Genomic DNA, 25,847 nt, shown 5'->3' with positions numbered 1-25,847 from the left:
AGATCCATCCTAGGTACGGGAAGACTCTTCCCGCGTTGGTTCCCGCAGGTGGATGGGCGGAAACCGGTCGCACGTGCGACCGGTCTCCCAGCGGCCTTATTCGGTTGTCGACCGGCCTCAGCCGAGCGGCAGGCCCTGGGCGGCCCAGCGGTCGCCGCGGCGCTCCAGGGTGAGCGGCAGGCCGAAGCAGCGCGAGAGGTTGCGGGCGGTCAGTTCGGTGTCGATCGGACCGGCGGTCAGCACCTTGCCCTGACGGATCATCAGCACGTGGGTGAAGCCGGGGGCGATCTCCTCGACGTGGTGGGTGACCATCGCCATCGCGGGCGCGTTCTCGTCCTGGGCCAGCGCGCCGAGGCGGCGGACCAGGTCCTCGCGGCCGCCCAGGTCCAGGCCGGCGGCGGGCTCGTCGAGCAGCAGCAGCTCGGGGTCGGTCATCAGACCGCGGGCGATCAGGGTGCGCTTGCGCTCGCCCTCGGAGAGGGTGCCGAACTTGCGCTCGACCAGGTTCACCATGCCGAGCCGGTCGAGCAGGGCGAGTGCCCGCTGCTCGTCGGTGGTCTCGTACTGCTCCCGCCAGCTGACCGTCATGCCGTACGCGGCGGTGAGCACCACCTGGAGCACGGTCTGGTCGGCCGGCAGCCGGTCCATCATCGAGGCGCCGGCCAGGCCGATCCGCTGGCGCAGCTCGAAGACGTCCACGGAGCCGAGCTTCTCGCCGAGGATCGCGGCGGTGCCGGTGCTCGGGAAGAGGTAGGTGGAGGCGACCTGCAGCAGGGTCGTCTTGCCCGCGCCGTTCGGTCCGAGGATCACCCAGCGCTCGCCCTCCGAGATCGACCAGGAGACCTGATCGATGAGCGCGTGCCCCTCCCGGACCACGGATACGTCCACCAGCTCCAGCACGTCGCTCATGCCTAGCCTTCCCCAATGCAGATTCGGCCGTCCGTGGGACCTGGGCGAAAGGTCCTCGGGGTGCGGTCCACTCGTCTCGTCAGTCGGTGCGAACGGACGGACCACTCCGACGGCCGGGATGGGGCTCGGAGGGGTGCGCCGCGCGCAGCACTCTCCCAAACCTACGCCACGCGGATGGCCGAGTTTTCCGTAGGCTGGCCGGATGCTCGTCACTCCTGCCGACAATCCGTACGAAGAACCCCGCTCCGGGCGGCTCACCGCCTGGGGCAACGCCCTGCTCGCCGGGCTGGTTCCGCCCGACGACGCCGCCACGGCGGTGCTCGGCGCGGACGAGACGCACCGGGTCACCGGACTGCCGGGCGACGCCGCCGAGGACGAGCACGGGCTCACCTGGGCGCTCGGACGGCTGCGCGTCCTCGGCGTGACCGGGCTCCGGCTGGCCCTGCCCGACGCCGGGCACCCGCTGGGGCTGACCGGTCCCCCGGCGTTCAACGCGGAGGCGTTGGCGGCCGGTGAGGCGGTGCTGGCGGCCGGTGTGCCGATCGGGCTGGTCCCCGAGGTCGAGGTCTACGGACCGGCCGGCGACCAGGCGGTGCGGGTGCTGTGGCGCTGCGGCGCCGTCAACGACGGCCCGCCGGCCGGGGTCCCCTCGCTGCACGAGGCCGAGCGGGAGCTCGCGGAGGGGCTGCGGGAGGCGACCGTACTGCTCGCCGGGCTGGACGTCGCGGGGGCCGGGCCCGAGGCGCTGCGGGCGCTGGAGGAGTACCGGCGGCGCGGGCACGTCGAGCTGCTCGCGCCCGGGTACTCACCGCGGGCGGTGCGCGTCCTGGAGTCGGCTCGGCAGATCTCGGCACTGCTCGCCATCGCGCTGGGCGGGCACGGGGCCGCGGTCAGCGCCTCCGAGATGGCGGCCCGCCGCGAGGTGCTGGCGCCGCTGACCCGGACCGCCCGGCGGGCCCAGGTCGCCGCCTACAACTCGCTCGCCGACGAGCCGCGCGGCTGAGACACGGAGGGCTCGCCGCGGTGCCGGGCGGCCCACCGGGCGTCGCGAGGGCGGCTACGCCTCGCCGTTGCGGACGGCCCAGAGGGCGGCCTGGGTGCGGTCGGCGAGGTCGAGTTTCATCAGGATGTTGGAGACGTGGGTCTTGACCGTCTTCTCCGACAGGTGGAGCGTCCGGGCGATCTCCCGGTTGGAACGCCCGTCGGCGATGTGGCTCAGGACCTCGCGTTCGCGTTCGGTGAGGGTGCCGCCCCGGCCCTGCGGGGCCCGGGCTCCGTCGTCGGAGAGCAGGGCCTCGGCGAGTTCTGGCTGGAGCAGGACGTGCCCGGCGTGCACGGACCGGATCGCCCCGGCCAGCGCCTCCGGGTCGACGTCCTTGTACACGTAGCCGGCCGCGCCGGCCCGCAGCGCGGGGACCATGGTCCGGTGTTCGGTGAAGCTGGTGACGATCAGGACCCGGGCCGGGTTGCCCTGCTCCTTGAGCAGCCTGAGCGCCTCGATCCCGTCCGTCCCTGGCATCTTCAGGTCCATCAGGACGACGTCCGGCAGCAGATCCCGGGCGCGTTCGACGGCCTCCGCACCGTCCGCGGCCTCACCGACCACCTCGATGTCCTCCTGCACCTCCAGGAATGTGCGCAGGCCGCGCCGGACCACCTGGTGGTCGTCCACCAGCAGGACGCGGATCGCCGACGACGTGTCAGGCACCGGGTACCTCCAACTCCACGACCGTCCCCTCGCCGGGGGCGGACTCCAGTACCAGGGTGCCGCCGACCGCGGACGCCCGGTCGCGCATCGACACCAGTCCGAGGTGGCGCCCGGCCCGCCGGACCGAGTCGGGGTCGAAGCCGCGTCCGTCGTCGACCACCCGCAGCACCGCGCCGCGGCCGGCGGTACCGGCCAGGGTGACGTCGACGTGCCGCGCACCGGCGTGCCGCAGCGCGTTGTGCAGGGCCTCCTGGGCGACCCGGAGCAGGGCCGCCTCCTGGGCCGAGGGCAGCGCCCGCACCCCGCGGCTGGTGAAGCGGACCGCCGCGGAGTGCGCCCGGTCGAGTAGTTGGACCTGTGAGGCGAGGGTGGCCGCCAGGCCGTCCTCGTCCAGTGCGGCCGGGCGCAACTCGACCACCACGGTGCGCAGTTCGTCGGCGGCCTCGGCGGCGAGCCGGGCCACTTCGGCGAGTTCGGCGCGGGCCCTGGCGGGGTCGCGGTCGACCAGGGTGGCGGCGGCCTTGGCGGTGAGGCGCAGCGAGAAGAGCTTCTGCGAGACCGCGTCGTGCAGGTCGTGGGCGATCCGGGCGCGTTCGTCGGCCAGGGTGAGCTCGCGGCTGCGCTCGTAGAGGCGGGCGTTGCCGAGGGCGATGGCGGCGTGCGCGGCGAGGATGCGCAGCAGTTCCTCGTCCCGTTCGGTGAAGCCGCGGGTCCGGCCCTTGGCGCCGAGTTTGTTGGCGAGGAAGACCGCGCCGAGGACCTCGCCGTCGTCGGTGATCGGCATCCCGAGGAAGTCCTTCAGTTCGGGGTGCGCGTCGGGCCAGCCGCCGAAGTCGGGGGCGAGGCGGACGTCGGCCAGCCGGGTCGGGTCGAGCCGGTGCAGCATCGAGGCGAGCACGCCGTGCTGGCGGGGCAGCGGGCCGATGGCCTTCCACTGCTCGTCGGTGACCCCGTCCACCACGAACTGGGCGAAGCCGCCGTGGTCGTCGGGCACGCCGAGGGCCGCGTACTCGGCGTCCAGCAGTTGCCGGGCGGAGGCGGTGATCCGGCGCAGCACCTCGCGGACCTCCAGGTGCCGGCTCATCGCGAGGACGGCGGCGCTGACCGCTTCGATCCCGCCGAGGCTGGGGTCGCAGGCGGGGAGGGGTTCGTCGGCGGTCATGTCCCCAACGCTACCGCCGGCGGGACGGGCCCGGCATGGGGCGCCGGGCGTAGGACCTGCGGCGTAGCGGGGCGGGGCCGTCGGTCCCGAAGACGGAAACGGGCGGCCCGGCCGAATCCGCGATTCGACCGGGCCGCCCGTACCCGAGCGTCCGGGTCAGCCCTTCTGCATGACCTCGGGCTCGTGGCGGCGCTGCAGCCGCTGCACCAGGAACGCCAGGGCGACCGACATGGCCACCAGGACCAGGCAGTTGACGGCCCAGTGGCCCACCGAGTGGGACCAGAGCGCGTCGATCTCGGTGTCCTTGCTGCCCATCGGGTCGAGGTGTGCCAGGTCCAGGGTGGTGCCCGGGGCGGCGACGCCCCAGCGGGCGGGCATCAGCCAGGCCAACTGCTCCAGGCCGGGCTTGTGGAAGAGCTGGAAGACCGTACCGGTGAAGACCATCTGCACGAGGGCGAACATCACCAGCAGCGGCATGGTCTTCTCGGCCGTCTTGACCAGGGCGGAGATCACCAGGCCGACCATCATCGAGGTGATGCTGAGCAGGACGATGCCGATGCCCATCTCGATGATCGGCGCGTGCTTGAACACCAGCCCCTCGGTGGGCAGTTTGCGCGCACCGAAGCCGATCGCCGAGATGACCGCGCCCTGCACCACGCTGACCCCGCTGAGCACGGTGATCTTCGACATCAGGTACGCCGAGCGGGAGAGCCCGGAGGCGCGTTCCCGTTCGTAGATCGCCCGTTCCTTGATCAGCTCACGGACCGAGTTGGCCGATCCGGACAGACACGCGCCGAACGCGATGACCATCAGGATCATCCCGGCGATGCCGTTGGTGCCACGGGGGCCGGGGCGCAGGCCCAGGTCGTCCGGGATCAGCGTGCTCAGCGTGCCGAGCAGCAGCGGCATCAGCAGGGACAGTCCGATGTAGCCCCAGTCGGAGCCGATCACCGAGAGGTAGCGGCGTACCAGCGTCCACCACTGGGAGAGCCAGCTCTGCGGCTTGGGCGGGCGGAGCTGCTCCTGGGCGACAGCGGCCGGCTGGGCGGCGCCCGAGTCCACGTCCGCCGAGTACTGCTGGTAGTGCACCGAACCCCGGTAGCGGCCGGCCCAGTCGTGGTCCGGGTAGTTCTCGAACGCCTGGAAGACGTCCGCCCAGCTCTCGTAGCCGAAGAAGTGCAGCGCCTCGTCCGGCGGCCCGAAGTACGCCACCGAACCGCCCGGCGCCATCACCAGCAGCCGGTCGCAGAGCGCGAGTTCGGCGACGGAGTGGGTGACCACCAGGACGGTGCGGCCGTCGTCGGCGAGCCCGCGCAGGGTCTGCATGACCTCGCGGTCCATGCCCGGGTCGAGGCCCGAGGTGGGCTCGTCCAGGAAGATCAGCGAGGGCTTGGTGAGCAGCTCGAGGGCGACCGAGACGCGCTTCTGCTGGCCGCCGGAGAGCGCGGTGATCCGGTTGTCGGCGCGCTTGTCCAGGCGCAGCTCGTACAGCACCTCGTCGATCCGGCGCTCGCGCTCGGCGGCCTCGGTGTCGCCGGGGAAGCGCAGCCGGGCGGCGTACTTGAGGCCGGTGCGGACGGTGAGTTCCTTGTGCAGGATCTCCGACTGCGGCACCAGGCCGATCCGGGAGCGGAGTTCGGCGAACTGCTTGTAGAGGTTGCGGCCGTCGTAGAGGACGTCACCGCGGTCGGCGGGGCGGTAGCCGGTGAGGGCCCGCAGCAGCGTCGACTTGCCGGAGCCCGAGGGGCCGATGACGGCGACGAAGGACTTCTCCGGGAGGGAGAAGCTGACGTCGTTCAGCAGGATCTTCTTGGCGCCCTTGTGCTCGACCTCGACGGTCAGGTGGCGGGCGGAGAAGGAGACCGCGCCGGTGTTGAGGAACTCCTGCAGCTGGTCGCCGACCAGGGTGAAGGTGGAGTGGCCGACGGTGAGCCGGTCCTGCTGCCCCATCAACTGGCGCTGCACCGGCTGGCCGTTGAGGAAGATTCCGTTGTGGCTGCCGAGGTCGACGATCTCCCATCGGCCGTCGGGCAGTTGGCGCAGTTCGGCGTGGTGGCGGGAGACCTGTAGGTCGGAGACCACGATGTCGTTGTCCAGCGCACGGCCGATCCGGATGGTCCGCGCCCCGGTGTTGAGGCTGCGCACCATGGTCGGGCTGCCGAGACCGGGCTGCGGCTGCGCGCCACCCGAGGACTGCTGCACGCCGCCCGAGGACTGCTGCGGGAAGGCGGGCGGCTGCGGAGTGGGCCACTGCTGCTGCGGCTGCGGCTGCTGGACCGGCGGCTGGGCGGGCCAGGGCTGCTGCTGCGGCACGTACGGCTGTTGCTGCGCCGGGGGCTGCACCGGCTGCTGCGGTGGCTGGTACTGCTGGGGCTGGGGTTGGGCCGCGTTCGGGCCCGGCCTCGGCGCCGTGGTGGCCTCGTACCACGCGGGCGCCTGCGGCTGCTGGGCCTGCTGCTGGGACGGCACCCCGGCCGGCGCCGAGAAGGCCAGCCTGGGCCCGTTCTCGGCGTTGCCGAGGTGCAGCACCGTGCCCGGCAGCAGCTGCGCGTGCAGCGTGCGGGCGCCGGAGGCGTACGTGCCGTTGGTACTGCCGTGGTCCTCCAACTGCCAGCTCGCGCCGTCGAAGGAGATGGTGGCATGCCGCCAGGAGACCCTGGCGTCCTCGAACCTGAAGTCCGAGTTCGGGTCACGCCCGATGGTGTACGACTGTTCGGGCTCCAGGACCCGCTGCTGCCCGCTGATGTCTAGTACGAGTTGCGGCACTGTCCGCCCGCCCCGCTCTCCGGTTCCCCCGGTGTTTCCTGCATCTGACAGGGCGAATCATTCCAGCCGTCCGCCGCGCCTCGAAAGTCGGTCCGTCACCGGCGCGGGCCCGGGGACGAGTCGTGAGGAACCTCGGCACGAAGGGTGAACCTTCCTGGACGCGGGTGAACCTTCGGTGGCACCGGCCGCGCGACGGAGAGTCCCCGCACCCGGTGGGCCGGTCGCGCCCCGAAGCCCCCGGTGCAGCGCCGCCCCGCACGGGCCGGAGGACTGCTACGCCTTCCCTGCGCCCCTGGCGGCCGGCCCGGGTGGCTGCGCGGGGAGGTCCAAGCTCCGGACGCGTGCGGTGCGCGGACGCGGGGGCCCGGTAGCGTGGGAATCACCATGAACGCAACGCCTCCGGCCGCTGAGCCCCTCCCCGCCTCGCAGCCCCCCGCCCCGCTCGTGCAGCGCGGCGCCGACGACGAGCGAACCCTGCTGGTCAAGGTGTTCGGCAAGGACCGCCCGGGTATCACCGCGGGTCTGTTCGCCACCCTCGGCGAGTTCGGTGTCGACGTGATCGACATCGAACAGGTGGTCACCCGTGGCCGGATAACGCTGTGCGCCCTGATCACTCCCCCGGCCACCCAGAGTGCCGAGGGCACGCTCCGGGTCACCGTGCACCGCTGGGCCGAGGGCCTCCGGCTCCAGGCCGAGATCATCTCGGGTACCGGCGACAACCGCCCCCGCCGCGAGGGCCGCTCGCACGTGACCGTGCTGGGGCACCCGCTGACCGCCACCGCCGTCGCGGCGCTGGCCAACCGGGTCTCCGAGGCCGGCGGCAACATCGACCGCGTCTTCCGGCTGGCCAAGTACCCGGTGACCGCGGTCGAACTGGCCGTCTCCGGCGTCGCCACCGAGCGGTTGCGCGCCGAACTGGCCGTCGAGGCGGCCGCGCAGCGGGTGGACATCGCCGTGATCCAGGCCGGGCTGCAGCGCCGGGCCAAGCGCCTGGTCGTGATGGACGTGGACTCCACCCTGATCCAGGACGAGGTGATCGAGCTCTTCGCCGCGCACGCCGGCTGCGAGGCACGGGTCGCCGAGGTGACCGCCGCCGCGATGCGCGGCGAGCTGGACTTCGCGGAGTCGCTGCGGGCCCGGGTCGCCCTGCTGGCGGGGCTGGACGCGAGCGTGACGGACAAGGTCCGCTCCGAGGTACGGCTGACGCCGGGCGCCCGCACCCTGATCCGTACGCTCCAGCGGCTCGGCTACCAGGTGGGGATCGTCTCCGGCGGGTTCACCCAGGTCACCGACCACCTGGTGGAATTGCTGGGGCTGGACTTCGCCGCGGCCAACACCCTGGAGGTCGAGGACGGGAAGTTCACCGGCCGGGTCACCGGGGAGATCGTGGACCGGGCGGGCAAGGCGCGCTGGCTGACGCGGTTCGCCGAGCAGGCCCGGGTGCCGCTGGAGCAGACGGTGGCGATCGGGGACGGGGCCAACGACCTCGACATGCTCAACGCGGCCGGCCTCGGGGTCGCGTTCAACGCCAAGCCGGTGGTCCGGGAGGCCGCCGACACCGCGGTCAACGTGCCTTTCCTGGACACCGTCCTCTACCTGCTCGGGATCACCCGCGAGGAGGTGGAGGCCGCCGACCTGGTGGACTGAGCGGCACACCGGGGGGCGCGGGGAGCCGGGCGACCGACCGGTCGGACGCGGGTCCGTCCCCGCCCCCGCAGGGCCGGCCGCACGCGCACTGCCCCGCGCCCCCGGGGCCGCTCTCGCAGAAGCGCTGCTCAGTCCTGCGGGGTGTGGAAGGTCTCCAGCTTCGCCACGCCCGGTTCGACGTCCTTCCAGGAACCGGTGAAGCTCAGCACCGCGACCGCCGCCGTCGGGAAGCCGCCCAGGCGCAGGCGGTTGAGCGCGTCCGGATCGCCTTCCTCGCCCGCCAGGACCTGGGTCAGCCCGAGCACCCCGGGATTGTGGCCGACCAGCAGCACGTCGGTGATCTCGTCGGGGGTCTCCTGCAGCACCGTGATGATCTCACCGGCGCTGGCCTCGTACAGCCGCTCCTCGTAGACCGTCCGCCGAGGCCGCTTGGGCAGCCCGTGGACGGCCAGCTTCCAGGTCTCCCGGGTCCGCACCGAGGAGGAGCAGAGCACGAGGTCGGGGTTGATGCCGGAGTCGGCGAGCCACTCGCCGGCTTCCTTCGCCTGGGTCTGGCCACGGTCGGCGAGCGGCCGCTCGTGGTCGTCCACCTGGTTGGGCCAGTCGGCCTTGGCGTGGCGGAGAACGATGATCCTGCGGGGCATGTCGGCGCTCATACTCCCAGAGCTTCGCAGAAAATCCGCCGTCGGGCGCGGTGCCCCCGACCGGCACCACCCGCAGGAGTGGAGCACCCGGGAGCGGCCTCGGGTCAGCCCATGCTCTGGGCGACGCTGGCGATGATCGACACCACGACGACGATCGCCGCGATCACGCCGAGCAGCGCCAGCAGCTTCTTCTGGCCATTCGGCGGATTCGGTTCGAGAACGGGCATGGTGCCGAGTCTCGCATCCGGAACCCGCCGGGCGGAAACCGGGGTACGGCTCTTGACCTGCGCTTGGTGCCGGCGCACCGGCTCCTGCCGCCGGTGCGCCGGGCAGGCCCCGGGTCAGCCGGCGGCCGGCGCCTCCGCGGGGACCTCGTCCTCGATGTGCCTGGCCCGGGCCGCGCGCATGCCGACCAGGATCTGCGGGACCAGCAGTGCCGCCAGGAAGGCCAGCGGCAGGTACCAGGACCCGGTGGCCCCGTAGATGCCGCCGACCAGGATCGGGCCGGGTATGGAGATCAGGTACCCGAGGCTCTGCGCGAAGGCCGAGAGCTGGGCCACCCCGCCCGGGGTCCTGGCACGCAGACCGATCATGGTCAGTGCGAGCGGGAAGGCGCACATCGACAGTCCGACCAGGACGGCCCAGAGCCAGGAGGCGGTACCCGCGGCGAAGGCCAGGCCGACGTAGCCGAGGATCCCGCACAGGCCGAGCACCACCACGAACAACCGCTGGTCGCCGCGGCGGGCGGCCAGGCTGGGCAGCACGAAGGAGGCCGGGACGCCGATCGCCATCACCAGCGCCAGCAGCACCCCGGAGGCGCTCTCCGACACCCCGGCGTCCTGGTAGATCTTGGGCAGCCAGCCCATGGCGGCGTACGCGCTGGTGGACTGCAGGCCGAAGAAGGCGGCCAGCGCCCAGGCGGTACGGCTGCGCCGGATCGGCAGCCTGGCGGCCCCCTGCTCGGCCCGGCCGCCGGTGCCCTTCTCCCGCCGCAGCAGGAGCGTCACCAGACAGAGCACCAGGGCGGCCAGCCCGAGCAGGCCCCAGACGCCCAGACCGGCCCGCCAGTCGCCGCCCAGGGCGGTGGTCACCGGGACGGTGACCGCGGCGGCCAGCGAGGTGCCGGCCGACAGCGACATCGAGTAGAGACCGATCATCGGACCGACCCGGTCGGGGAAGTAGCGCTTGATGACCACCGGCAGCAGTACGTTCGAGACCGCCACACCCGCCAGGGCGACGGCGGTGAGCAGCAGGAAGAGCGCCGTTCCCCCGGCGAAGGAACGGGTGACCACGCCCAGCACGATCGCGCCCATCCCGGCCGTGACCACCGCGATCGGGCCGGCCTTCCGGGCCAGTGCCGGAGCCGCGACGCCGAAGACCGCGAAACAGAGCGCGGGTACCGCGGTGAGCAGCCCGGCGACGGTGGCGTTCATCCCGAGGTCGGCCCGGACCTTGTCGAGCAGGGGTCCGAGGCTGGTGACCACCGGTCTGAGGTTGAGCGCGGCGGCGGCGATCGCGACGGCCAGCAGCACGGCCGGCAGGCCGCGCCGGTCGGCTCCGGTGTCGGCGGCGGTGGTCCCGGTCGGGTGGTTCTCGGCGGATCGCGCGGTGGCGCGCGGGTCGGTGGTGGTGTCTGCGGCGGTGGACATGCCGCCCATCATAGAATCATGGGATGAATTACCGCACGCCGGTATCCTGAGCTTCATCGGGTCTTCATCACCGTCCAGGGCCGCGACGGCCCCTCAACAGCAGCCCTCCACCCAGCAGCAGCCCCTCACACAGCAGGAGACAGAGTCCATGGTGCTGTCAGCCACCCGGCGAACACCGCTGTCCGACCAGGTGATCGCGCAGCTCCGCGCCCAGATCACCTCGGGCGAATGGCCGGTCGGCTCGCGGATCCCCACCGAGGCGGAGCTGGTCGAGCAGCTCGGGGTGGCGCGCAACACCGTCCGGGAGGCCGTACGGGCGCTCGCGCACAACGGGCTGCTGGACATCCGCCAGGGCTCGGGCACCTATGTGCTGGCCACCAGCGAGCTGGCCGGTGTGATGCACCGCCGGTTCGCGGACGCCGACCAGGACCAGGTCGCCGAACTGCGGTCGATGCTGGAGAGCGCGGCCGCGGGACTGGCCGCCGACCGGCGTAGCGAGCGCGACCTGGCGCTGATGGGGACCACGCTGGCCCGCCGGGAGGCGGCCTGGTCCTCGGGCGATCCGGAGGACTTCGTGCAGGCGGACGCGGCCTTCCACCAGGCGGTGGTGGCGGCGGCCCACAACGACGTGATCTCGGCGATCTACGCCGACCTCGGCGAGGTGCTGCGGGCCCATCTGCGGCACGACGTCGGGCCGGAGCTGGTCCCGGAGAAGTACCTCGGCCACGACGGGATCCTGGAGGCGATCCGGGACGGGGACGCCCAGCGGGCCGCCGCCGAGGCGGGCCGGGCGATCGGCGCCTGCCGCACCGCCGAGGCCTGACCTTCCGGCGCCGCCGAGGCCCGACCACCGCTCCGGCCCGCCACCGGGGACACGTCGGCCCCGGGCCGGCTCCGCAGAACACGTCAGCCCCGGACCGCGGGGGTCCGGGGCTGGTGCTGGTGCTGCTGCTGGTGCTGGTGCTGGTGGGTCAGGCGCCGATGGCGTGCAGACCGCCGTCCACGTGGACGATCTCACCGGTGGTCTTCGGGAACCAGTCCGAGAGCAGCGCGACCACACCGCGGCCGGCCGGCTCCGGGTCGGAGAGGTCCCACTTCAGCGGGGAGCGGCTGTCCCAGGTGGCGGCCAGGTCGGAGAAGCCCGGGATGGACTTGGCGGCCATCGAGCCGATCGGGCCGGCCGAGACCAGGTTCACCCGGATGTTGCGCTCGCCCAGGTCGCGGGCCATGTAGCGGGAGGTGGCCTCCAGCGCGGCCTTGGCCGGGCCCATCCAGTCGTACTTCGGCCAGGCGAACTGCGCGTCGAAGGTCAGGCCGACCACCGAACCGCCGTCCCGCATCAGCGGCAGCAGCGCCATGGTCAGCGACTTCAGCGAGAACGCCGAGACCTGCATCGCGGTGGCCACGGACTCCCACGGGGTGTTCAGGAAGTTGCCACCGAGCGCGTCCTGCGGGGCGAAGCCGATCGAGTGGACGATGCCGTCCAGGGACGGCAGGTGCTCGCGCACCTTGTCCGCGATGCCCGCCAGCTGCTCCTCGCTGGAGACGTCGAGCTCCAGCACCTTCACCGGCTTGGGGAGCTTCTTGGCGATCCGCTCGGTCAGGCTGGGCCGGGGGAACGCCGTCAGGATGATCTCGGCGCCCTGCTCCTGGGCAAGCTTGGCGGTGTGGAAGGCGATGGAGGACTCCATCAGCACACCCGTGATCAGGATGCGCTTGCCCTCAAGGATTCCGCTCATGTTTCAGTGACCCATGCCCAATCCGCCGTCCACGGGAATGACGGCTCCGGTGATGTATGCGGCCTCGTCCGAGGAGAGGAAACGCACCGCCGACGCGATCTCGGCCGGTGCGGCGTAACGTCCCAGCGGCACCCCGGAGACGATCTCCTTGCGCCGCTCCTCGGTGAGCACCGCGGTCATGTCGGTGTCCACGAAGCCGGGGGCGACCACGTTGACGGTGATGTTGCGGGAACCGAGCTCGCGCGCCAGGGAACGGGCGAAGCCGACCAGGCCGGCCTTGGAGGCCGCGTAGTTGACCTGGCCCGGCGAGCCGGTCAGACCGACCACCGAGGAGATCAGCACGATACGGCCCTTGCGCGCCCGCAGCATCTTCGCCGCGGCCCGCTTGACCACCCGGAAGGTCCCGGTGAGGTTGGTGTCCAGGACCGAGGTGAAGTCCTCCTCGGACATCCGCAGCAGCAGGGTGTCCTTGGTGATGCCGGCATTGGCGACCAGCACCTCGACCGGGCCGTTCTGGGCCTCGACCTCGGTGAAGGCCGCGTCGACCTGCTCGGCGTCGTTGATGTCGCAGCGGGCGGCGATCACACCGTGCTTCGCCAGCTCCTCGGGGACCTCTCCCGAGCGGCTGGTGATGGCAACCTTGTCCCCTGCCTCGGCGAAGGCAAGGGCGATCGCGAGGCCGATGCCCCGGTTACCTCCGGTGACCAGAACCGAGCGGCTCAACGATCCACCTCTCTCCGTAGTTGTCGACGACCTCTGCGGGTCGGCACGTGGGGTGCCGCCCTGGTCGCGAACGCTCGCAGTGAACGCGTACGCAGTGTGACGCTATCGGTCCCGCCCAGACTGCGGCGAATCGGGCTCCGACAGGTCCGCCCACCGTGATCTGTGGTGTTCCGACAATGCGTGCACGGAGCGGATCCGCGCCGAAGAGCCCGCCGGTCGCCCCGGAGAACCGGTACGAGGCGGGAACACCGGCCCCACCGGGCCCGTTGCACACCGGGATGGTCCAACGGGCCCCGGGCAGCCGCCGGCCGTACACGTATGCGCGGGCGCGGTGAAGTTGGTGAAGTTACCGCGTCCGCGTCCGGTTTCGCGGTCGCAGGGTTGCTCACACCCCCGCGGCCGGGCATGGTTGCCGTCTGCGGCAGGACCGCCCGCGAGCGGGCCGATGAGCTGTCACCGCCCACCACCGGCGACAAGGAAAGCGAAGAGAGCGGATGAGCAAGGCACACCCGAGCAACGGCCGTCGCCCGCGGCTTCCGGCCATCACCGCCCTGGCCCTGGCGGCCGGTGCCACCGCCTGGGCGCTGCGCGAAGTGCCCGCCGCCTTCGGGCGCCGCCCGGACGCGCGCGACGAGCGGATCCGCAACTCCCCGCAGTTCCGCGACGGTGTCTTCCACAACGCTCCCTCCGCGCTGGCCTCCGCGACGCCGCCCGGCCCGCCGACCGACCGTTCCACCCTGCGCCGGCTGATCCTGGAACGCGAGGGCCGGCAGCCCGTCCGGCCGGTTCCGGTGGTCGTGCCCGAGGGCGGCGCCCGTCGTCCCGCCACCGAGGGCGTCGAGATCACCTGGTACGGGCACGCCTCCGCGCTGGTGGAGATCGAGGGCCAGCGGGTCCTCCTGGACCCGGTCTGGAGCGAGCGCTGCTCCCCCGTGTCCCAGATCGGCCCGAAGCGGGTGCACCCGGTCCCGGTCGAGCTGGAGGACCTGCCGCAGGTCGACGCGGTGCTGATCTCGCACGACCACTACGACCACCTGGACATGGCGACCGTGAAGCGGCTGGTGGCCGGGCAGTCCGCGCCGTTCGCGGTGCCGCTGGGCATCGGCGGCCACCTGCGGCGCTGGGGCGTGCCCGAGCACCGGATCATCGAGCTGGACTGGGACGAGACCTGCACCCTCGGCGAGCTCACCCTCACCCTGACCTCCGCCCACCACTTCTCCGGCCGGGGCACCACCCGCAACACCACCCTCTGGGGCTCCTGGGTGATCGCCGGGCCGAGCCGCAAGGTCTACTACACCGGCGACTCCGGCTACTTCGAGGGCTACGCGGAGATCGGTGAGCGGCACGGGCCGTTCGACGCCGCCCTGGTCCAGGTCGGCGCGTACGACCAGGCCTGGGCCGACATCCACATGACCCCCGAGGACGCCGTCCGGGCCCACCTCGACCTGCGGGCCGGGCTGCTCGTCCCCGTGCACTGGTGCACCTTCACCCTGGGGCTGCACCCGTGGGCCGAACCGATCGAGCGCCTGATCGCCGAGACCAAGGAGCAGGGCGTACCGCTGGCCGTCCCCCGCCCCGGCGAACGCGTCGACGTCGACAACCCGCCGGAGCTGGACCACTGGTGGGAGGGCATCGCCTGAGCCCCGGCCTTCCGGGGCGGGCGGACTCCTCGGGTGCTCGCCGGGCGGCTCCTCCAGGGACTCCGCCCGGTCAACCGCCCACCCGGGCCCGCGACTTCGCCCGGGGTCTGCGCGTGGCTCCGGCGCTCCGTCCGCAGCCCCGTGCCTAGCGGTGGCCGAAATTGCCTGGCTGATATCCCGTTGGAACGGACATGATGCGATGCGGGTAACTCTGTACCGAGTTACCCGTACTCCGACCATCGACCCGATCCGGGGAGCCAGATGCCGCCCACAGCCAGCGCCGGCACGCCGCACAGCCGCGCCGTCGACCCCCAGTTCCTCGCCTACCCGCTACGTACGCTCGCCGACGCCGCCCTCAGCCGGGCCCGTCAACTCGGCGTCAGCCACGCGGACTTCCGCCTGGAGCGGGTGCGCAGCGCGTCCGTACGGCTGCGCGACGCCCGCCCGGCGGGCTCCGCCGACAGCGTCCAGCTCGGCTTCGCCGTCCGGGTACTGCTGGACGGCTCCTGGGGCTTCGCCGCGGGGGTCGACCTCACCGCGGACGCCGCCGCCAGGGTCGCCGAGCAGGCCGTGGCGGTGGCCCGGCTCTCCGGTGGGATCAGCCACGCCGCCGGGGCGAAGGACCTGGTGGAGCTGGCCGATGAGCCGGTGCACGCGGACGCCACCTGGGTCTCCGCGTACGAGATCAACCCGTTCGACGTGCCGGAGGCCGAGAAGACCGCGCTGCTCGCCGAGTGGAGCGGCCGGCTGCTCGCCGCGAAGGGCGTCTCGCACGTCCAGGCCAACCTGCTGACGGTGCAGGAGAACAAGTTCTACGCCGACACCGCGGGCACCGTCACCACCCAGCAGCGCATCCGGCTCCACCCGTGGCTGGAGGCCACCTCGGTGGACGAGCAGGGCGGCGCCTTCGACTCGATGCGCACCATCGCCCCGCCGGTGGGCCGGGGTTGGGAATATCTCGCGGGGGTTCGGGGGTCGTCCCCCGATGGGCGCGGCCTGACGGGCACCGGCTGGGACTGGGACGCCGAACTGGCCGAGCTCCCCGAGCTGCTGGCCGAGAAGATGAAGGCGCCGAGCGTGGCGGCCGGCCGCTACGACCTGGTGATCGACCCGTCCAACCTCTGGCTGACCATCCACGAGTCGATCGGCCACGCCACCGAGCTGGACCGCGCCCTCGGCTACGAGGCCGCCTACGCCGGCACCTCCTTCGCCACCATCGACAAGCTGGGCTCACTCAGGTACGGCTCCGAGCTGATGCACGTCACCGGCGACCGCACCGCCGAGCACGGCCTGTCCACCATCGGCTACGACGACGAGGGCGTGGCCACCCAGTCCTGGGACCTGGTCAAGGACGGCATCCTGGTCGGCTACCAGCTGGACCGGGCGATGGCCAGGCAGCAGGGCCTGGGCCGCTCCAACGGCTGCGCCTTCGCCGACTCCCCCGCGCACGTCCCGGTGCAGCGGATGGCCAACGTATCGCTCCAGCCGGCCGTCGGCGGCCCCGACACCGCGGGCCTGATCGCGGACGTGGAGAACGGCCTGTACATCGTCGGCGACCGCTCCTGGTCGATCGACATGCAGCGCTACAACTTCCAGTTCACCGGCCAGCGCGCCTTCGCCATCAGGAACGGCGAACTCGCCGGCCAGGTCAGGGACTTCGCCTACCAGGCCACCACCACCGACTTCTGGGGCTCGATGAGCGCCGTCGGCGGCCCGCAGACCTATGTGCTCGGCGGTGCCTTCAACTGCGGCAAGGCCCAGCCGGGCCAGATCGCGGCGGTCAGCCACGGCTGCCCCTCCGCGCTCTTCCGCAACGTCAACGTCCTCAACACCCAGCAGGAGGCGGGTCACTGATGAACGCAACCCATCCCCACGAGCTGGTCGAGCACGCCCTCGGGCTCTCCCGTACCGACGGCTGCGTGGTGATCGCGGACGAGCAGTCCACCGCCAACCTGCGCTGGGCGGGCAACGCGCTCACCACCAACGGCGTCACCCGGGGCCGCCGGCTGACCGTCATCGCCACCGTGGACAAGGGCGAGCAGGGCGCCTCCTCGGGCGTGGTCTCCCGCGAGGCGGTGACCCTGGACGAGGTCGAGGGCCTGGTCCGGGCCGCAGAGGAGGCCGCGCACGCCGCCGAACCGGCCGAGGACGCCCGGCCGCTGGTCGAGGACCGCCCCTGCTCGCCGGACTTCACCAAGGCTCCCGAGGTCACCACGATCGAGGTCTTCACCGAGTTCGCCCCGGCCCTCGGCGAGGCCTTCGCCCGCGCCCGCGCGGCCGGCCAGCTGCTGTACGGCTTCGCCAACCACGAGCTGACCACCAGCTACCTCGGCACCTCCACCGGCCTGCGGCTGCGCCACGTCCAGCCGACCGGCTCGGTCGAGATCAACGCCAAGACCGCCGATCTCACCACCTCCGCCTGGGCCGGCGCCGCCACCCGGGACTTCCGCGACGTGGACGTGGCCGAGCTGCACGAGCAGCTCACCCGCAGGCTCGCCTGGGGCCAGAAGAAGATCGACCTGCCCGCGGGCCGGTACGAGACCCTGCTGCCACCCTCGGCCGTCGCCGACCTGCTGATCTACCTGTACTGGTCCGCCGAGGGCCGGGACGCCGCCGAGGGCCGGACGGTGTTCAGCAAGCCCGGCGGCGCCACCCGGATCGGCGAGAAGCTCACGGAGCTGCCGCTGACCCTGCGCTCCGCCCCGGCCGAGCCGGGCCTGGAGGCGGCGCCGTTCGTCATCGCACACAGCTCCGGCGACACCCACTCGGTCTTCGACAACGGCCTGCCGCTGACCGCCACCGACTGGATCCGCGACGGCGAGCTGACCAACCTGGTCACCACCCGTCACTCGGCCCGGCTGACCGGCCTGCCGCTCACCCCGCCGGTCGACAACCTCGTCCTGGAGACGGCCGACCAGTCGGCCGCCCCCACCCTGGACGAGATGATCGCGCGCACCGAGCGCGGCCTGCTGCTCACCTGCCTCTGGTACATCCGCGAGGTCGATCCGGCCACCCTGCTGCTCACCGGCCTCACCCGGGACGGCGTCTACCTGATCGAGAACGGCGAGGTGGTCGGCGCGGTGAACAACTTCCGGTTCAACGAGTCCCCGGTGGACCTGCTCGGCCGGATCACCGAGGCCGGCCGCACCGAGCCGTGCCTGCCGAGGGAGTGGGGCGACTACTTCAACCGCGCCGCGATGCCGCCGCTAAGGGTCGACGGGTTCAACATGAGCTCGGTCAGCCAGGCTTCGTAGCCCCCGTTCACGGAAAGGACCCCGGAGTGGACGACAGACGGCTGGTCAAGACCTCGAAACTGCTGTCCCGGGTGCTGCGGCACGACCCGGGCGCGGTCGGGGTCGTCCTGGACGAGCACGGCTGGGTGCGGGTCGACAGCCTGCTCGCCGCCCTCGCCCGGCACGGCAGGCGGCTCAGCCGGGCCGAGCTGGACCTCGTGGTCGGGACCAACGACAAGAAGCGCTTCGCCTACTCCGAGGACGGCGCGTCCATCCGCGCCAGCCAGGGCCACTCGGTGGCGGTGGACCTCCAGCTCGCCGCCACCGAGCCGCCCCCGGTGCTCTACCACGGCACCACCGGGCGCTGGCTGGACGCCATCTTCCGGGAGGGCCTGCGCCCGATGTCCCGGCAGGACGTCCATCTCTCCGCGGACACCGGGACGGCCGTCAGGGTGGGGTCCCGGCACGGCCGCCCGGTCGTACTGGCGGTCGACGCCGCCGCGATGTCGGCCGACGGCCACCTCTTCCGGGTCAGTGCCAACGGCGTCTGGCTCACCGACGCCGTCCCCGCCTGCTACCTGCGGGCCCTTGGGTAGGGCGCGCTCCAGCGCACGCGTCTCCCCCTCCCCCGCCCTGCTGGGGCGAGGGGGCGCGGCGTACGGTGAGGTGGCCGCACCCGGTGATGGGTGCGGGTGCGGACGAGAGCGGTGGACCATGGGCAAGAGCGACGAGGTGTTCCGGATCACCGGAGCACGCACCAGCCTCTCCGACGACGTGCGCAGCCGTCAGCGCCGGTACGTGATCTCGATGTCGCTGCGCACGGTGTGCGTGCTGCTCGCCGTGGTGTTGTGGGACGTGCAGCGGCTGGTGGCCTACGGAGCGCTGGTGGGAGCCGTGCTGCTGCCGTACTTCGCCGTCCTGATCGCCAACGCCGGCCGGGAGCGGGCTCCCGGCCTCCCGAGCACCTTCGCGGTCCCGCCGGAGACCCCGCTGATGCTGGGCCCCGGGGGCACCGGCGGGGGCGGCGCCTCGAAGGAGAGCTGACAGAGCCTCAAGAACTGCTGTCCGTTTTGCTGGCGTTTACCGACATTTGAACCCCGGAAAGCTCAGATACAGCTCAGATTAATCATGAAAGAGCTAGCCATTCGGGGGTCGAGCCGTGACATACTGCGTACGCGCTCCGCATCCCCCGTCGGAGCGACAGACCGACGCCGGGCGGCTCCCCCCGTGGCTGCCCGGCGTCGTCATGCCCTCTTGTCGGGCCTCCCGGCGGTGAATGCGAGACTGGCGGTACACAGCGCCACCGCGACCGACAGGACGGCTCCCATGGAATCCCCCACGCATCCGCTCTTCGGCGCGCCGGACGGCCCCGAGGGCCCGCCGGTCTGCTCCGGGAAGGGCTGCCGCAAGCCCGCCGAGTGGGTGCTGGTGTGGAACAACCCCAAGCTGCACACGCCGGACCGCCGCAAGACCTGGCTCGCCTGCGACGAGCACCGCGAGCACCTCTCCCAGTTCCTGGGCGTACGCGGCTTCCTGAAGGAGGTCGTCCCGCTCGCCGGCTTCCAGGGCTGACCGGCCCGGGCGGCGCCCTCCGGGGTGGCCGGCTACCCGCCGATGGCGGACATCGGGCGGGCGGGCTGGAGGAAGTCGGGGTTGTCGATGCCCGCGCCGGCCTTCTTGCCCCACATCGCCCGCCGCCACAGCTCGCCGAGTTCGGCGTCGCTCGCACCGGAGCGCAGCGCACCGCGCAGGTCCGTCTCGCCGGTCGCGAACAGGCAGTTGCGGACCTGGCCGTCGGCGGTGAGCCGGGTACGGTCGCAGGCGCGGCAGAACGGCCGGGTGACGCTGGCGATCACACCGACCCGGGCCGGCCCGCCGTCCACCAGCCAGCGCTCGGCGGGCGCCGCGCCGCGGCCGTCGGACGGCTCGGGGGTGAGCGGGAAGCGCGCCCGCAGCCGGTCCAGGATCTCCTCTGCGGTGACCATCCTCGAACGGTCCCAGCCGTGTTGGGCGTCCAGCGGCATCTGCTCGATGAAACGCAGCTCGTACCCGCGCTCCAGGCACCAGGCGAGCAGGTCGGCGGCCTCGTGGTCGTTGCTGCCGCGCATCAGCACGGCGTTGACCTTGACCGGGGTGAGCCCGGCGGCCTCGGCCGCGGCCAGCCCGTCCAGCACGTCCTGGTGGCGGTGGCGCCGGGTCAGGATACGGAAGGTCTCGGCGTCCAGGGTGTCGAGGGAGACATTGACCCGGTCCAGGCCCGCGGCCCTGAGCGCGGCCGCGGTACGGGCCAGCCCGATCCCGTTGGTGGTGAGCGAGAGCTCGGGGCGCGGTTCGAGCCTGGCACAGGCGGCCACGATGTCGACCAGACCCGGGCGCAGCAGCGGCTCGCCGCCGGTGAAGCGGACCTCGCGGACGCCCAGGTCGCGGACGGCGAGGGTGACCAGCCGGACGATCTCCTCGTCGGTCAGCAGCTCGGGCTTGGCGAGCCACTGGAGTCCCTGCTCGGGCATGCAGTAGGTGCAGCGGAGGTTGCACCGGTCCGTGAGGGAGACCCGTAGATCGACCGCCTGCCGGCCGAAGGTGTCGAGGAGCATCGCGGCCCCCTTCCCTGGAAAAGCCGACCCGGCCGCCACATACGGCGGGCCGGGCCAGCTTATCCGGGCGATCGGACACCCTTTCGAGGCGTCCGCCATGCGAAAGGCGCGTCCGGCGGATCAGTGCGCGCCCAGTCCGGTGAGCGAGCGGACCTCCAGTTCGGCGTACTTCGCCGCGTCGGCGGTGTCCTTGGCCAGCAGGGTGCCGATCCACCCGGCCAGGAAGCCGATCGGGATCGAGATCAGACCGGGGTTCTCCAGCGGGAACCAGTGGAAGTCCCGGTGCGGCAGGAGCGAGGTCTTGGCTCCCGAGACCACCGGCGAGAAGACCACCAGGACCACCGAGGAGACCAGGCCCGCGTAGACCGAACTGACCGCGCCCGCGGTGTTGAAGCGCTTCCAGAACAGCGAGTACAGCAGGGTCGGCAGGTTGGCCGAGGCGGCCACCGCGAAGGCCAGGGCGACCAGCGCGGCCGTGTTGAGCTGGTCGGCGAAGATGCTCAGCAGGATGGCGATCGCGCCGATCGCCACGGCGGCCAGCTTGGCGGCACGGACCTCCTCCTGTTCGCCCGCCCGCCCGCGCCGGATCACGTTGGCGTAGAGGTCGTGGGCGAAGGAGGCCGAGGACGCCAGGGTGAGCCCGGCGACCACGGCGAGGATGGTGGCGAAGGCCACCGCAGAGATCACCGCGAGCAGGACCGCACCGCCGCCGGAACCCGCGCCGCCGCCGAGCTCCTGGGCGAGCAGCGGGGCGGCGGTGTTCCCGGCCGCGTTGGACGCCTTGATCACCTTGGGTCCGACCAGGGCGGCCGCGCCGAACCCGAGCGCCAGCGTCATCAGGTAGAACACCCCGATGATCCCGATCGCCCAGAGCACCGACTTCCGGGCCGCCCTGGCGGTGGGCACGGTGTAGAAGCGGACCAGGATGTGCGGCAGGCCCGCGGTGCCGAGGACCAGGGCCAGGCCCAGGCTGATGAAGTCCAGCTTGGTGGTGCCGGTGGTGCCGTACTTGAGTCCGGGTTCCAGGAAGGCGGAGGCCTTGCCGCTGGCGTCCGCGGCGGCGCCGAGCAGGCTGGAGATGTTGAAGTGGTATCTGGCCAGGACCAGGACGGTCATCAGCGCGGCCCCGGCGATCAGCAGCACCGCCTTGACGATCTGCACCCAGGTGGTGCCCTTCATGCCGCCGACGACGACGTAGAGCACCATCAGTGCGCCGACCGCGACGACGGTCCAGCGTTTGGCGCCCTCGCCGCTGACGCCGAGCAGCAGGGCCACCAGCGAGCCCGCGCCGACCATCTGGGCCAGCAGGTAGAAGATCGACACCACGATGGTGGAGATCCCGGCGGCGGTGCGGACCGGGCGCTGGCGCATCCGGAAGGCGAGGACGTCGGCCATGGTGTAGCGGCCGGAGTTGCGCAGCGGCTCGGCGATCAGCAGCAGCGCGACCAGCCAGGCGACCAGGAACCCGATCGAGTAGAGGAAGCCGTCGTAGCCGAAGAGCGCGATGGCGCCGGCGATGCCGAGGAAGGACGCGGCGGACATGTAGTCGCCGGAGATCGCCAGACCGTTCTGGAGGCCGCTGAAGCCCCGGCCGCCGGCGTAGAAGTCGGCGGCGCCCTTGGTCCGGCGCCCGGCCCAGACGGTGATGACCAGGGTGACCAGGACGAAGGCGCCGAACAGCGTCATGGTGAGGCCGCGGTGGCCGCTCGCTGCGGTGGCCGTCCGGGACACGGTCAGGACGGTGGTCATTCGGCGGCCTCCTGGGGCAGGCGGGCGGTGTCCCGGCGGCCCGCGGCACCGGTCCGGTGGCTCTCGCGGATGGCGGCGGCCGACGGATCGAGCCTGCGGTCGGCGAAGCGGGCGTAGCACGCGGCGATGGCGAAGGTGCTGGCGAACTGCAGCAGGCCGAGCACCAGGGCGACGTTGACGTGGCCGACGACCCTGGTGGCCATGAAGCCGGGGGCGTAGCTGGAGAGCAGGACGTACAGCAGGTACCAGAGGATGAAACCTGCGGTCACGGGAAAGGCGAAGCCCCGGAAGGATCCGCGCAGTTCGCGGAACTCCTGCGACTGGGCGATTCGCCGGCCGTCGGGCGGGGCCGGTTCTTCGTTCGGCGGAGTGTCCATGCGGTGCCTCCTGACGTCCGAGGTGCACTACGGAACAAATACGACGTGATGGATGTCACACCACACGTGCCGCTGCATGCTAGATCCACAGGGGGGTCGCGCACAGGCCGCCGGGCGCGGCAGGCGACATCTGGCCGAAAATCGATCGCGACACGCCGGAGAGGCGGTGCCCGATCGGGCACCGCCTCTCCTGATGTTCCGTCAGGGGCCTTTCCTCAGAAGCCGATCCGCACCTTGAGTGCGGTGCGCTCGTCCATCGCACGGTACCCGTCCGGCACCCCGGCCAGGTCGACGGTGCGGTCGAAGACCAGGCCGGGCTCGATGGCTCCGGAGAGCACGTCGGGGAGCAGCTCGGGGATGTACGCGCGGGCCGGGGCCACGCCGCCGTTCAGCGAGATGTTGCGGCCGAACATCTGGCCGATGTCCACACCGGCGCTGCCGCCGTGCGGGACGCCGACGTAGCCGACCGCGCCACCGTCGCGGGCGACGGAGATCGCGGTGCGCATCGACTCCTCGGTACCGACGGCCTCCAGTACGGCGTGCGCGCCCTGGCCCTTCGTCAGCTCCTTCACCGCCTCGATCGCGGCCTCGCCGCGCTCGGCGACCACGTCGGTGGCGCCGAACCTGCGGGCGATGTCGGTCCGCACCTGGTGGCGGCCGAGCGCGATGATCCGGCCCGCGCCGAGCCGGTGCGCGGCCAGCACGCCGCACAGGCCGACCGCGCCGTCACCGACCACGGCCACCGTGGCGCCCGCCTTGACCCCGGCGGAGACGGCCGCGTGGTGGCCGGTGCTCATCACGTCGGAGAGCGCCAGCAGCCCCGGCAGCAGCTTCTCGTCGCCCGCCGCCTCCTTGGGCAGCCGGACCAGGGTGCCGTCGGCGTACGGGACGCGCACCGCCTCGCCCTGGCCGCCGTCGTAGCCGACCTGGCCCCAGAAGCCGCCCTCGGGGCAGGAGGTGTGCAGGCCCTCGCGGCAGAAGTCACAGGTCCCGTCGGACCAGACGAACGGGGCGACCACGAAGTCACCGGGCTTGAAGTCGGAGACCTCGGAGCCGACCTCCTCGACGACGCCGAGGAACTCGTGGCCGATCCGCTGCCCGGCCTCGCGGGCGGCCACACCGCGGTACGCCCAGAGGTCGCTGCCGCAGATACAGGCGTTGACCACGCGGACCACAGCGTCGGTGGACCGCTGGATCCTCGGGTCGGGCACTTCCTCGATTCGTATGTCGTTCGGACCGTGGATCACGGTGGCACGCATGAGGAGTCTTCCTTCGCGATTGAACGTACTGCCGTCACCTGCTCGGACGGCCTGGGCTACCTCGCCCGGATGTACGACTCCCCCGCCGCCCACTCTATTCCGCGGTGTCACGTACGCCACTCCTGCCCCTGTGGACCCGATCGGGTCGCTCTTCCCTGTGGGCGGGCCCCTTAGAGTGGTTGACCATGCATACGATCCAGTCCACTGGCGACGACTCCGCCCTGGCGGGCTCCACCCGCACCGCGCCGCTCCCGGCGCAGCGCACCGGTGAGAGCGGCCAGGGCTTCGCCGTGGTCGACGTCGAGACCACCGGGCTCGGCCGCTCGGACCGGATCATCTCCGCCGGTGTGTACCAGCTGGACGCCTTCGGTGAGGTGACCGACAGCTGGTACACCCTGGTCAACCCCGAGCGCGACCCGGGGCCGATCTGGATCCACGGCCTGACCCGCGAGATGCTCGCCGACGCACCCGTCTTCCGGGAGATCGCGGACGAGCTGGCCGACCGGCTGTGCGGGCGCGTGATGGTGGCGCACAACGCGCTCTTCGACTGGAACATGATCTCGCGCGAGTACTCGCGCGCCGGGTTGCGCGCCCCCGTCGAGCAGCGGCTGTGCACCATGGTGCTCTCCCGCGACCTCGGTCTGCCGCTGCCCAACGGCAAGCTGGCCACCCTGGCCCAGTACTTCGGGGTGCAGCAGCGCCAGGCGCACAACGCGCTGGACGACGCCCGGGTGCTCGCCGAGGCGTTCCGGCCCAGCCTGCACCTCGCCCGGCAGGCCGGCATCCCCCTGCCGCTGACCACCTGCGTCGCCGTCACCGACCTCGGCGAGGACAGCCCGGCCCCCACCCGGGGCTCCTGGTCCTCGTCCTACCGGGCGAGCCGGAAGCGGCCGCCGTGCCCCTACCCGAACCCCGGACGCTGGCAGGACGGCAGCCCGCTGGTGCAGGGCATGCGGGTCGCCATCACCGGCGACACCGCCACCGACCGCGAACTGCTGGAGGACCGCGCCGTCGAGGCCGGACTGCACGTCGCCACCTCTGTGAGTCGCCTCACCAGCCTGCTGGTCACCAACGAGCCGGACAGCTGGAGCGGAAAGGCCCGCAAGGCCCGTGAGTACGGCACACCGGTGGTCGGCGAGGACGCCTTCCTGCAGCTGCTGCGGGAGGTGGCCCCGCACCCCGGTGTCTGACCGGAGGGATAAGTGGGCGTAGCGTGCCATTGTGTACCGATTCCTGCTCTCCCGGCGTTGGGCGATCATTTTCCTGGTCGCCCTGCTGCTGATCCCCACCATGATCCGGCTGGGTTTCTGGCAGTTGCACCGCCACGAGGCCCGGGTGGCCCGCAACGAGCTCATCGCGACGAACCTCAAGGACGAGCCCGTCGCCTTCGACTCGATCTCGACCGCCCCGGGCTTCAACGTGCCGACGGACGAGACCTGGCGGGCGGTCACGGCCAGGGGTCAGTACGACGCCGAGCACGAATTCGTCATCCGCAACCGGCTGGAACCGGGCGGGACCAGCGTCGGCTTCTTCGTGATCACCCCGCTGAAGCTGGCCGACGGCAAGGGCGAGGTCCTGGTGAACCGAGGCTGGGTGGACTCCCCCGGCGACGCCACCAGCTACCCCACCGTGCCGAAGCCGCCGGCCGGCGAGGTCACGGTGACCGGCCGGCTGCGGGCCGACGAGACCACCGCGAGCAGCGGGATCAAGGACCGCGGCGGGCTGCCGCCGCGGCAGTTCAAGCTGATCAACAGCGCCCAGCAGGCCAAGGAGAACGGCACCACCGTTCTCGGCGGCTACCTGGAGCTGGTCTCCACCGCACCCGCCCCCGGCGGCGACGCCCCCGAGCTGCTGCCCGACCCCGAGCACTCGGACATCGGCCCGCACATGGCCTACGCGATCCAGTGGTGGCTCTTCACCACCCTGATCCCGGTCGGCCTGGTCGTCCTCGCCCGCCGCGAGGCCAAGGAGCGCCAGGAACGCCAGGCCGCCGAGACGCCCGAGGAGACGCCCGGCGAGCCCGAGCCCGCCGCAGCGGGAGCCTGAGCCCG

24 protein-coding genes are annotated in these 25,847 nt (G+C 72.2%); 11 read left to right on the top strand and 13 right to left on the bottom strand.

Going from position 1 to position 25,847, the window contains the following annotated elements; all coding sequences use genetic code 11:
* Positions 1–117: 117 nt before the first annotated feature.
* A complete protein-coding gene (locus ACWDAK_RS09075) occupies positions 118–909 on the bottom strand; it encodes an ABC transporter ATP-binding protein (RefSeq protein ID WP_344635404.1) in 792 nt (263 codons plus the stop codon).
* A gap of 202 nt (positions 910–1,111) precedes the next feature.
* On the opposite strand from ACWDAK_RS09075, the gene ACWDAK_RS09070 reads away from it, so the two are divergent.
* Complete coding sequence (locus ACWDAK_RS09070) at positions 1,112–1,912, top strand: hypothetical protein (protein ID WP_344635403.1); 801 nt, start codon at positions 1,112–1,114, stop codon at positions 1,910–1,912.
* Between the two features lie 54 nt (positions 1,913–1,966).
* Here ACWDAK_RS09070 and ACWDAK_RS09065 read toward each other — a convergent pair whose 3' ends face one another.
* From ACWDAK_RS09065 to ACWDAK_RS09055, 3 genes are all read right to left on the bottom strand, one after another.
* A complete protein-coding gene (locus tag ACWDAK_RS09065) occupies positions 1,967–2,614 on the bottom strand; it encodes a response regulator transcription factor (protein ID WP_344635402.1) in 648 nt (215 codons plus the stop codon).
* Positions 2,607–3,776, bottom strand: a complete 1,170-nt coding sequence (locus ACWDAK_RS09060) for a GAF domain-containing sensor histidine kinase (protein ID WP_344635401.1) — start codon at positions 3,774–3,776, stop codon at positions 2,607–2,609. The genes ACWDAK_RS09065 and ACWDAK_RS09060 overlap by 8 nt, the downstream gene beginning before the upstream one ends.
* A gap of 156 nt (positions 3,777–3,932) precedes the next feature.
* Positions 3,933–6,542, bottom strand: coding sequence for an ABC transporter ATP-binding protein/permease (locus ACWDAK_RS09055; protein ID WP_344635400.1), 2,610 nt, complete (start codon positions 6,540–6,542; stop codon positions 3,933–3,935).
* A 384-nt stretch (positions 6,543–6,926) separates the two neighbouring features.
* Between ACWDAK_RS09055 and serB the strand changes: the two genes are divergently transcribed.
* Complete coding sequence (serB, locus tag ACWDAK_RS09050; RefSeq protein WP_344635399.1) at positions 6,927–8,189, top strand: phosphoserine phosphatase SerB; 1,263 nt, start codon at positions 6,927–6,929, stop codon at positions 8,187–8,189.
* 128 nt (positions 8,190–8,317) lie between these two features.
* On the opposite strand, the gene ACWDAK_RS09045 is transcribed toward serB, so the two are convergent.
* From ACWDAK_RS09045 to ACWDAK_RS09035, 3 genes are all read right to left on the bottom strand, one after another.
* Positions 8,318–8,845, bottom strand: coding sequence for a SixA phosphatase family protein (locus ACWDAK_RS09045; protein WP_344635398.1), 528 nt, complete (start codon positions 8,843–8,845; stop codon positions 8,318–8,320).
* A 92-nt stretch (positions 8,846–8,937) separates the two neighbouring features.
* Positions 8,938–9,060, bottom strand: a complete 123-nt coding sequence (locus ACWDAK_RS09040; protein WP_344635397.1) for an SGM_5486 family transporter-associated protein — start codon at positions 9,058–9,060, stop codon at positions 8,938–8,940.
* 114 nt (positions 9,061–9,174) lie between these two features.
* Entirely contained in the window at positions 9,175–10,482 is a 1,308-nt protein-coding gene (locus ACWDAK_RS09035) for a CynX/NimT family MFS transporter (RefSeq protein ID WP_344635396.1), read from the bottom strand.
* A gap of 148 nt (positions 10,483–10,630) precedes the next feature.
* Here ACWDAK_RS09035 and ACWDAK_RS09030 point away from each other — a divergent pair, with 148 nt between their 5' ends.
* Positions 10,631–11,305 (top strand): FadR/GntR family transcriptional regulator, encoded by a 675-nt coding sequence (locus ACWDAK_RS09030; protein WP_344635395.1) that lies wholly within the window; start codon positions 10,631–10,633, stop codon positions 11,303–11,305.
* Positions 11,306–11,453: 148 nt separating this feature from the next.
* On the opposite strand, the gene fabI is transcribed toward ACWDAK_RS09030, so the two are convergent.
* Positions 11,454–12,221 (bottom strand): enoyl-ACP reductase FabI, encoded by a 768-nt coding sequence (gene fabI, locus ACWDAK_RS09025; protein ID WP_427394888.1) that lies wholly within the window; start codon positions 12,219–12,221, stop codon positions 11,454–11,456.
* Between the two features lie 3 nt (positions 12,222–12,224).
* The gene (gene fabG / locus ACWDAK_RS09020; RefSeq protein WP_344635393.1) at positions 12,225–12,944 is read right to left on the bottom strand and encodes a 3-oxoacyl-[acyl-carrier-protein] reductase; all 720 of its coding nucleotides are present in this window, start codon (positions 12,942–12,944) and stop codon (positions 12,225–12,227) included.
* Between the two features lie 494 nt (positions 12,945–13,438).
* Between fabG and ACWDAK_RS09015 the strand changes: the two genes are divergently transcribed.
* The 6 genes from ACWDAK_RS09015 to ACWDAK_RS08990 all read left to right on the top strand — a co-directional run bounded on the left by ACWDAK_RS09015 (position 13,439) and on the right by ACWDAK_RS08990 (position 19,389).
* A complete protein-coding gene (locus ACWDAK_RS09015) occupies positions 13,439–14,584 on the top strand; it encodes an MBL fold metallo-hydrolase (protein WP_427394887.1) in 1,146 nt (381 codons plus the stop codon).
* A gap of 261 nt (positions 14,585–14,845) precedes the next feature.
* The gene (locus ACWDAK_RS09010) at positions 14,846–16,438 is read left to right on the top strand and encodes a TldD/PmbA family protein (protein WP_344635391.1); all 1,593 of its coding nucleotides are present in this window, start codon (positions 14,846–14,848) and stop codon (positions 16,436–16,438) included.
* Positions 16,438–17,838 carry a metallopeptidase TldD-related protein gene (locus ACWDAK_RS09005; protein WP_344635390.1) on the top strand — a complete coding sequence of 467 codons (1,401 nt, stop codon included), beginning with the start codon at positions 16,438–16,440 and terminating at the stop codon, positions 17,836–17,838. Before ACWDAK_RS09010 ends, ACWDAK_RS09005 begins: the two co-directional genes overlap by 1 nt.
* Before the next feature lie 26 nt (positions 17,839–17,864).
* Positions 17,865–18,413 (top strand): RNA 2'-phosphotransferase, encoded by a 549-nt coding sequence (locus ACWDAK_RS09000; protein ID WP_427394886.1) that lies wholly within the window; start codon positions 17,865–17,867, stop codon positions 18,411–18,413.
* A 118-nt stretch (positions 18,414–18,531) separates the two neighbouring features.
* Positions 18,532–18,861 carry a DUF3099 domain-containing protein gene (locus ACWDAK_RS08995; protein ID WP_344635388.1) on the top strand — a complete coding sequence of 110 codons (330 nt, stop codon included), beginning with the start codon at positions 18,532–18,534 and terminating at the stop codon, positions 18,859–18,861.
* 282 nt (positions 18,862–19,143) lie between these two features.
* Positions 19,144–19,389, top strand: coding sequence for a hypothetical protein (locus ACWDAK_RS08990; protein WP_344635387.1), 246 nt, complete (start codon positions 19,144–19,146; stop codon positions 19,387–19,389).
* A gap of 32 nt (positions 19,390–19,421) precedes the next feature.
* Here ACWDAK_RS08990 and moaA read toward each other — a convergent pair whose 3' ends face one another.
* From moaA to ACWDAK_RS08970, 4 genes are all read right to left on the bottom strand, one after another.
* On the bottom strand, positions 19,422–20,411 hold the full coding sequence (gene moaA / locus ACWDAK_RS08985; RefSeq protein WP_427394885.1) for a GTP 3',8-cyclase MoaA: 990 nt from the start codon (positions 20,409–20,411) through the stop codon (positions 19,422–19,424).
* 120 nt (positions 20,412–20,531) lie between these two features.
* Complete coding sequence (locus ACWDAK_RS08980; protein WP_427394884.1) at positions 20,532–22,160, bottom strand: solute symporter family protein; 1,629 nt, start codon at positions 22,158–22,160, stop codon at positions 20,532–20,534.
* Positions 22,157–22,537 carry a DUF485 domain-containing protein gene (locus ACWDAK_RS08975; protein ID WP_344635384.1) on the bottom strand — a complete coding sequence of 127 codons (381 nt, stop codon included), beginning with the start codon at positions 22,535–22,537 and terminating at the stop codon, positions 22,157–22,159. Before ACWDAK_RS08975 ends, ACWDAK_RS08980 begins: the two co-directional genes overlap by 4 nt.
* A 215-nt stretch (positions 22,538–22,752) precedes the next feature.
* The gene (locus tag ACWDAK_RS08970; RefSeq protein WP_427394883.1) at positions 22,753–23,796 is read right to left on the bottom strand and encodes a zinc-dependent alcohol dehydrogenase family protein; all 1,044 of its coding nucleotides are present in this window, start codon (positions 23,794–23,796) and stop codon (positions 22,753–22,755) included.
* A gap of 185 nt (positions 23,797–23,981) precedes the next feature.
* On the opposite strand from ACWDAK_RS08970, the gene ACWDAK_RS08965 reads away from it, so the two are divergent.
* Positions 23,982–24,986, top strand: coding sequence for a DEDDh family exonuclease (locus tag ACWDAK_RS08965; protein ID WP_344635382.1), 1,005 nt, complete (start codon positions 23,982–23,984; stop codon positions 24,984–24,986).
* A 31-nt stretch (positions 24,987–25,017) separates the two neighbouring features.
* Positions 25,018–25,842, top strand: a complete 825-nt coding sequence (locus ACWDAK_RS08960; protein WP_344635381.1) for an SURF1 family cytochrome oxidase biogenesis protein — start codon at positions 25,018–25,020, stop codon at positions 25,840–25,842.
* The last annotated feature ends 5 nt before the right edge of the window (positions 25,843–25,847 follow it).

It is taken from the genome of Kitasatospora sp. NPDC001175 (genome assembly GCF_053598215.1).
This window is presented reverse-complemented; position numbering and strand designations above follow the sequence as displayed.

Bases quoted from the DNA above. Each gene is read 5' to 3' on its own strand.
- fabI (WP_427394888.1), bottom strand. From the start codon at position 12,221: ATGAGCGGAATCCTTGAGGGCAAGCGCATCCTGATCACGGGTGTGCTG.
- ACWDAK_RS09035 (WP_344635396.1), bottom strand. From the start codon at position 10,482: ATGTCCACCGCCGCAGACACCACCACCGACCCGCGCGCCACCGCGCGA.
- ACWDAK_RS09060 (WP_344635401.1), bottom strand. From the start codon at position 3,776: ATGACCGCCGACGAACCCCTCCCCGCCTGCGACCCCAGCCTCGGCGGG.
- serB (WP_344635399.1), top strand. From the start codon at position 6,927: ATGAACGCAACGCCTCCGGCCGCTGAGCCCCTCCCCGCCTCGCAGCCC.
- ACWDAK_RS08965 (WP_344635382.1), top strand. From the start codon at position 23,982: ATGCATACGATCCAGTCCACTGGCGACGACTCCGCCCTGGCGGGCTCC.
- ACWDAK_RS09010 (WP_344635391.1), top strand. From the start codon at position 14,846: ATGCCGCCCACAGCCAGCGCCGGCACGCCGCACAGCCGCGCCGTCGAC.
- ACWDAK_RS08970 (WP_427394883.1), bottom strand. From the start codon at position 23,796: ATGCGTGCCACCGTGATCCACGGTCCGAACGACATACGAATCGAGGAA.
- ACWDAK_RS08975 (WP_344635384.1), bottom strand. From the start codon at position 22,537: ATGGACACTCCGCCGAACGAAGAACCGGCCCCGCCCGACGGCCGGCGA.
- ACWDAK_RS09070 (WP_344635403.1), top strand. From the start codon at position 1,112: ATGCTCGTCACTCCTGCCGACAATCCGTACGAAGAACCCCGCTCCGGG.
- ACWDAK_RS08995 (WP_344635388.1), top strand. From the start codon at position 18,532: ATGGGCAAGAGCGACGAGGTGTTCCGGATCACCGGAGCACGCACCAGC.
- ACWDAK_RS08990 (WP_344635387.1), top strand. From the start codon at position 19,144: ATGGAATCCCCCACGCATCCGCTCTTCGGCGCGCCGGACGGCCCCGAG.
- ACWDAK_RS09030 (WP_344635395.1), top strand. From the start codon at position 10,631: ATGGTGCTGTCAGCCACCCGGCGAACACCGCTGTCCGACCAGGTGATC.
- ACWDAK_RS09075 (WP_344635404.1), bottom strand. From the start codon at position 909: ATGAGCGACGTGCTGGAGCTGGTGGACGTATCCGTGGTCCGGGAGGGG.
- ACWDAK_RS09040 (WP_344635397.1), bottom strand. From the start codon at position 9,060: ATGCCCGTTCTCGAACCGAATCCGCCGAATGGCCAGAAGAAGCTGCTG.
- ACWDAK_RS08980 (WP_427394884.1), bottom strand. From the start codon at position 22,160: ATGACCACCGTCCTGACCGTGTCCCGGACGGCCACCGCAGCGAGCGGC.
- ACWDAK_RS09005 (WP_344635390.1), top strand. From the start codon at position 16,438: ATGAACGCAACCCATCCCCACGAGCTGGTCGAGCACGCCCTCGGGCTC.
- ACWDAK_RS09045 (WP_344635398.1), bottom strand. From the start codon at position 8,845: ATGAGCGCCGACATGCCCCGCAGGATCATCGTTCTCCGCCACGCCAAG.
- ACWDAK_RS09015 (WP_427394887.1), top strand. From the start codon at position 13,439: ATGAGCAAGGCACACCCGAGCAACGGCCGTCGCCCGCGGCTTCCGGCC.
- moaA (WP_427394885.1), bottom strand. From the start codon at position 20,411: ATGCTCCTCGACACCTTCGGCCGGCAGGCGGTCGATCTACGGGTCTCC.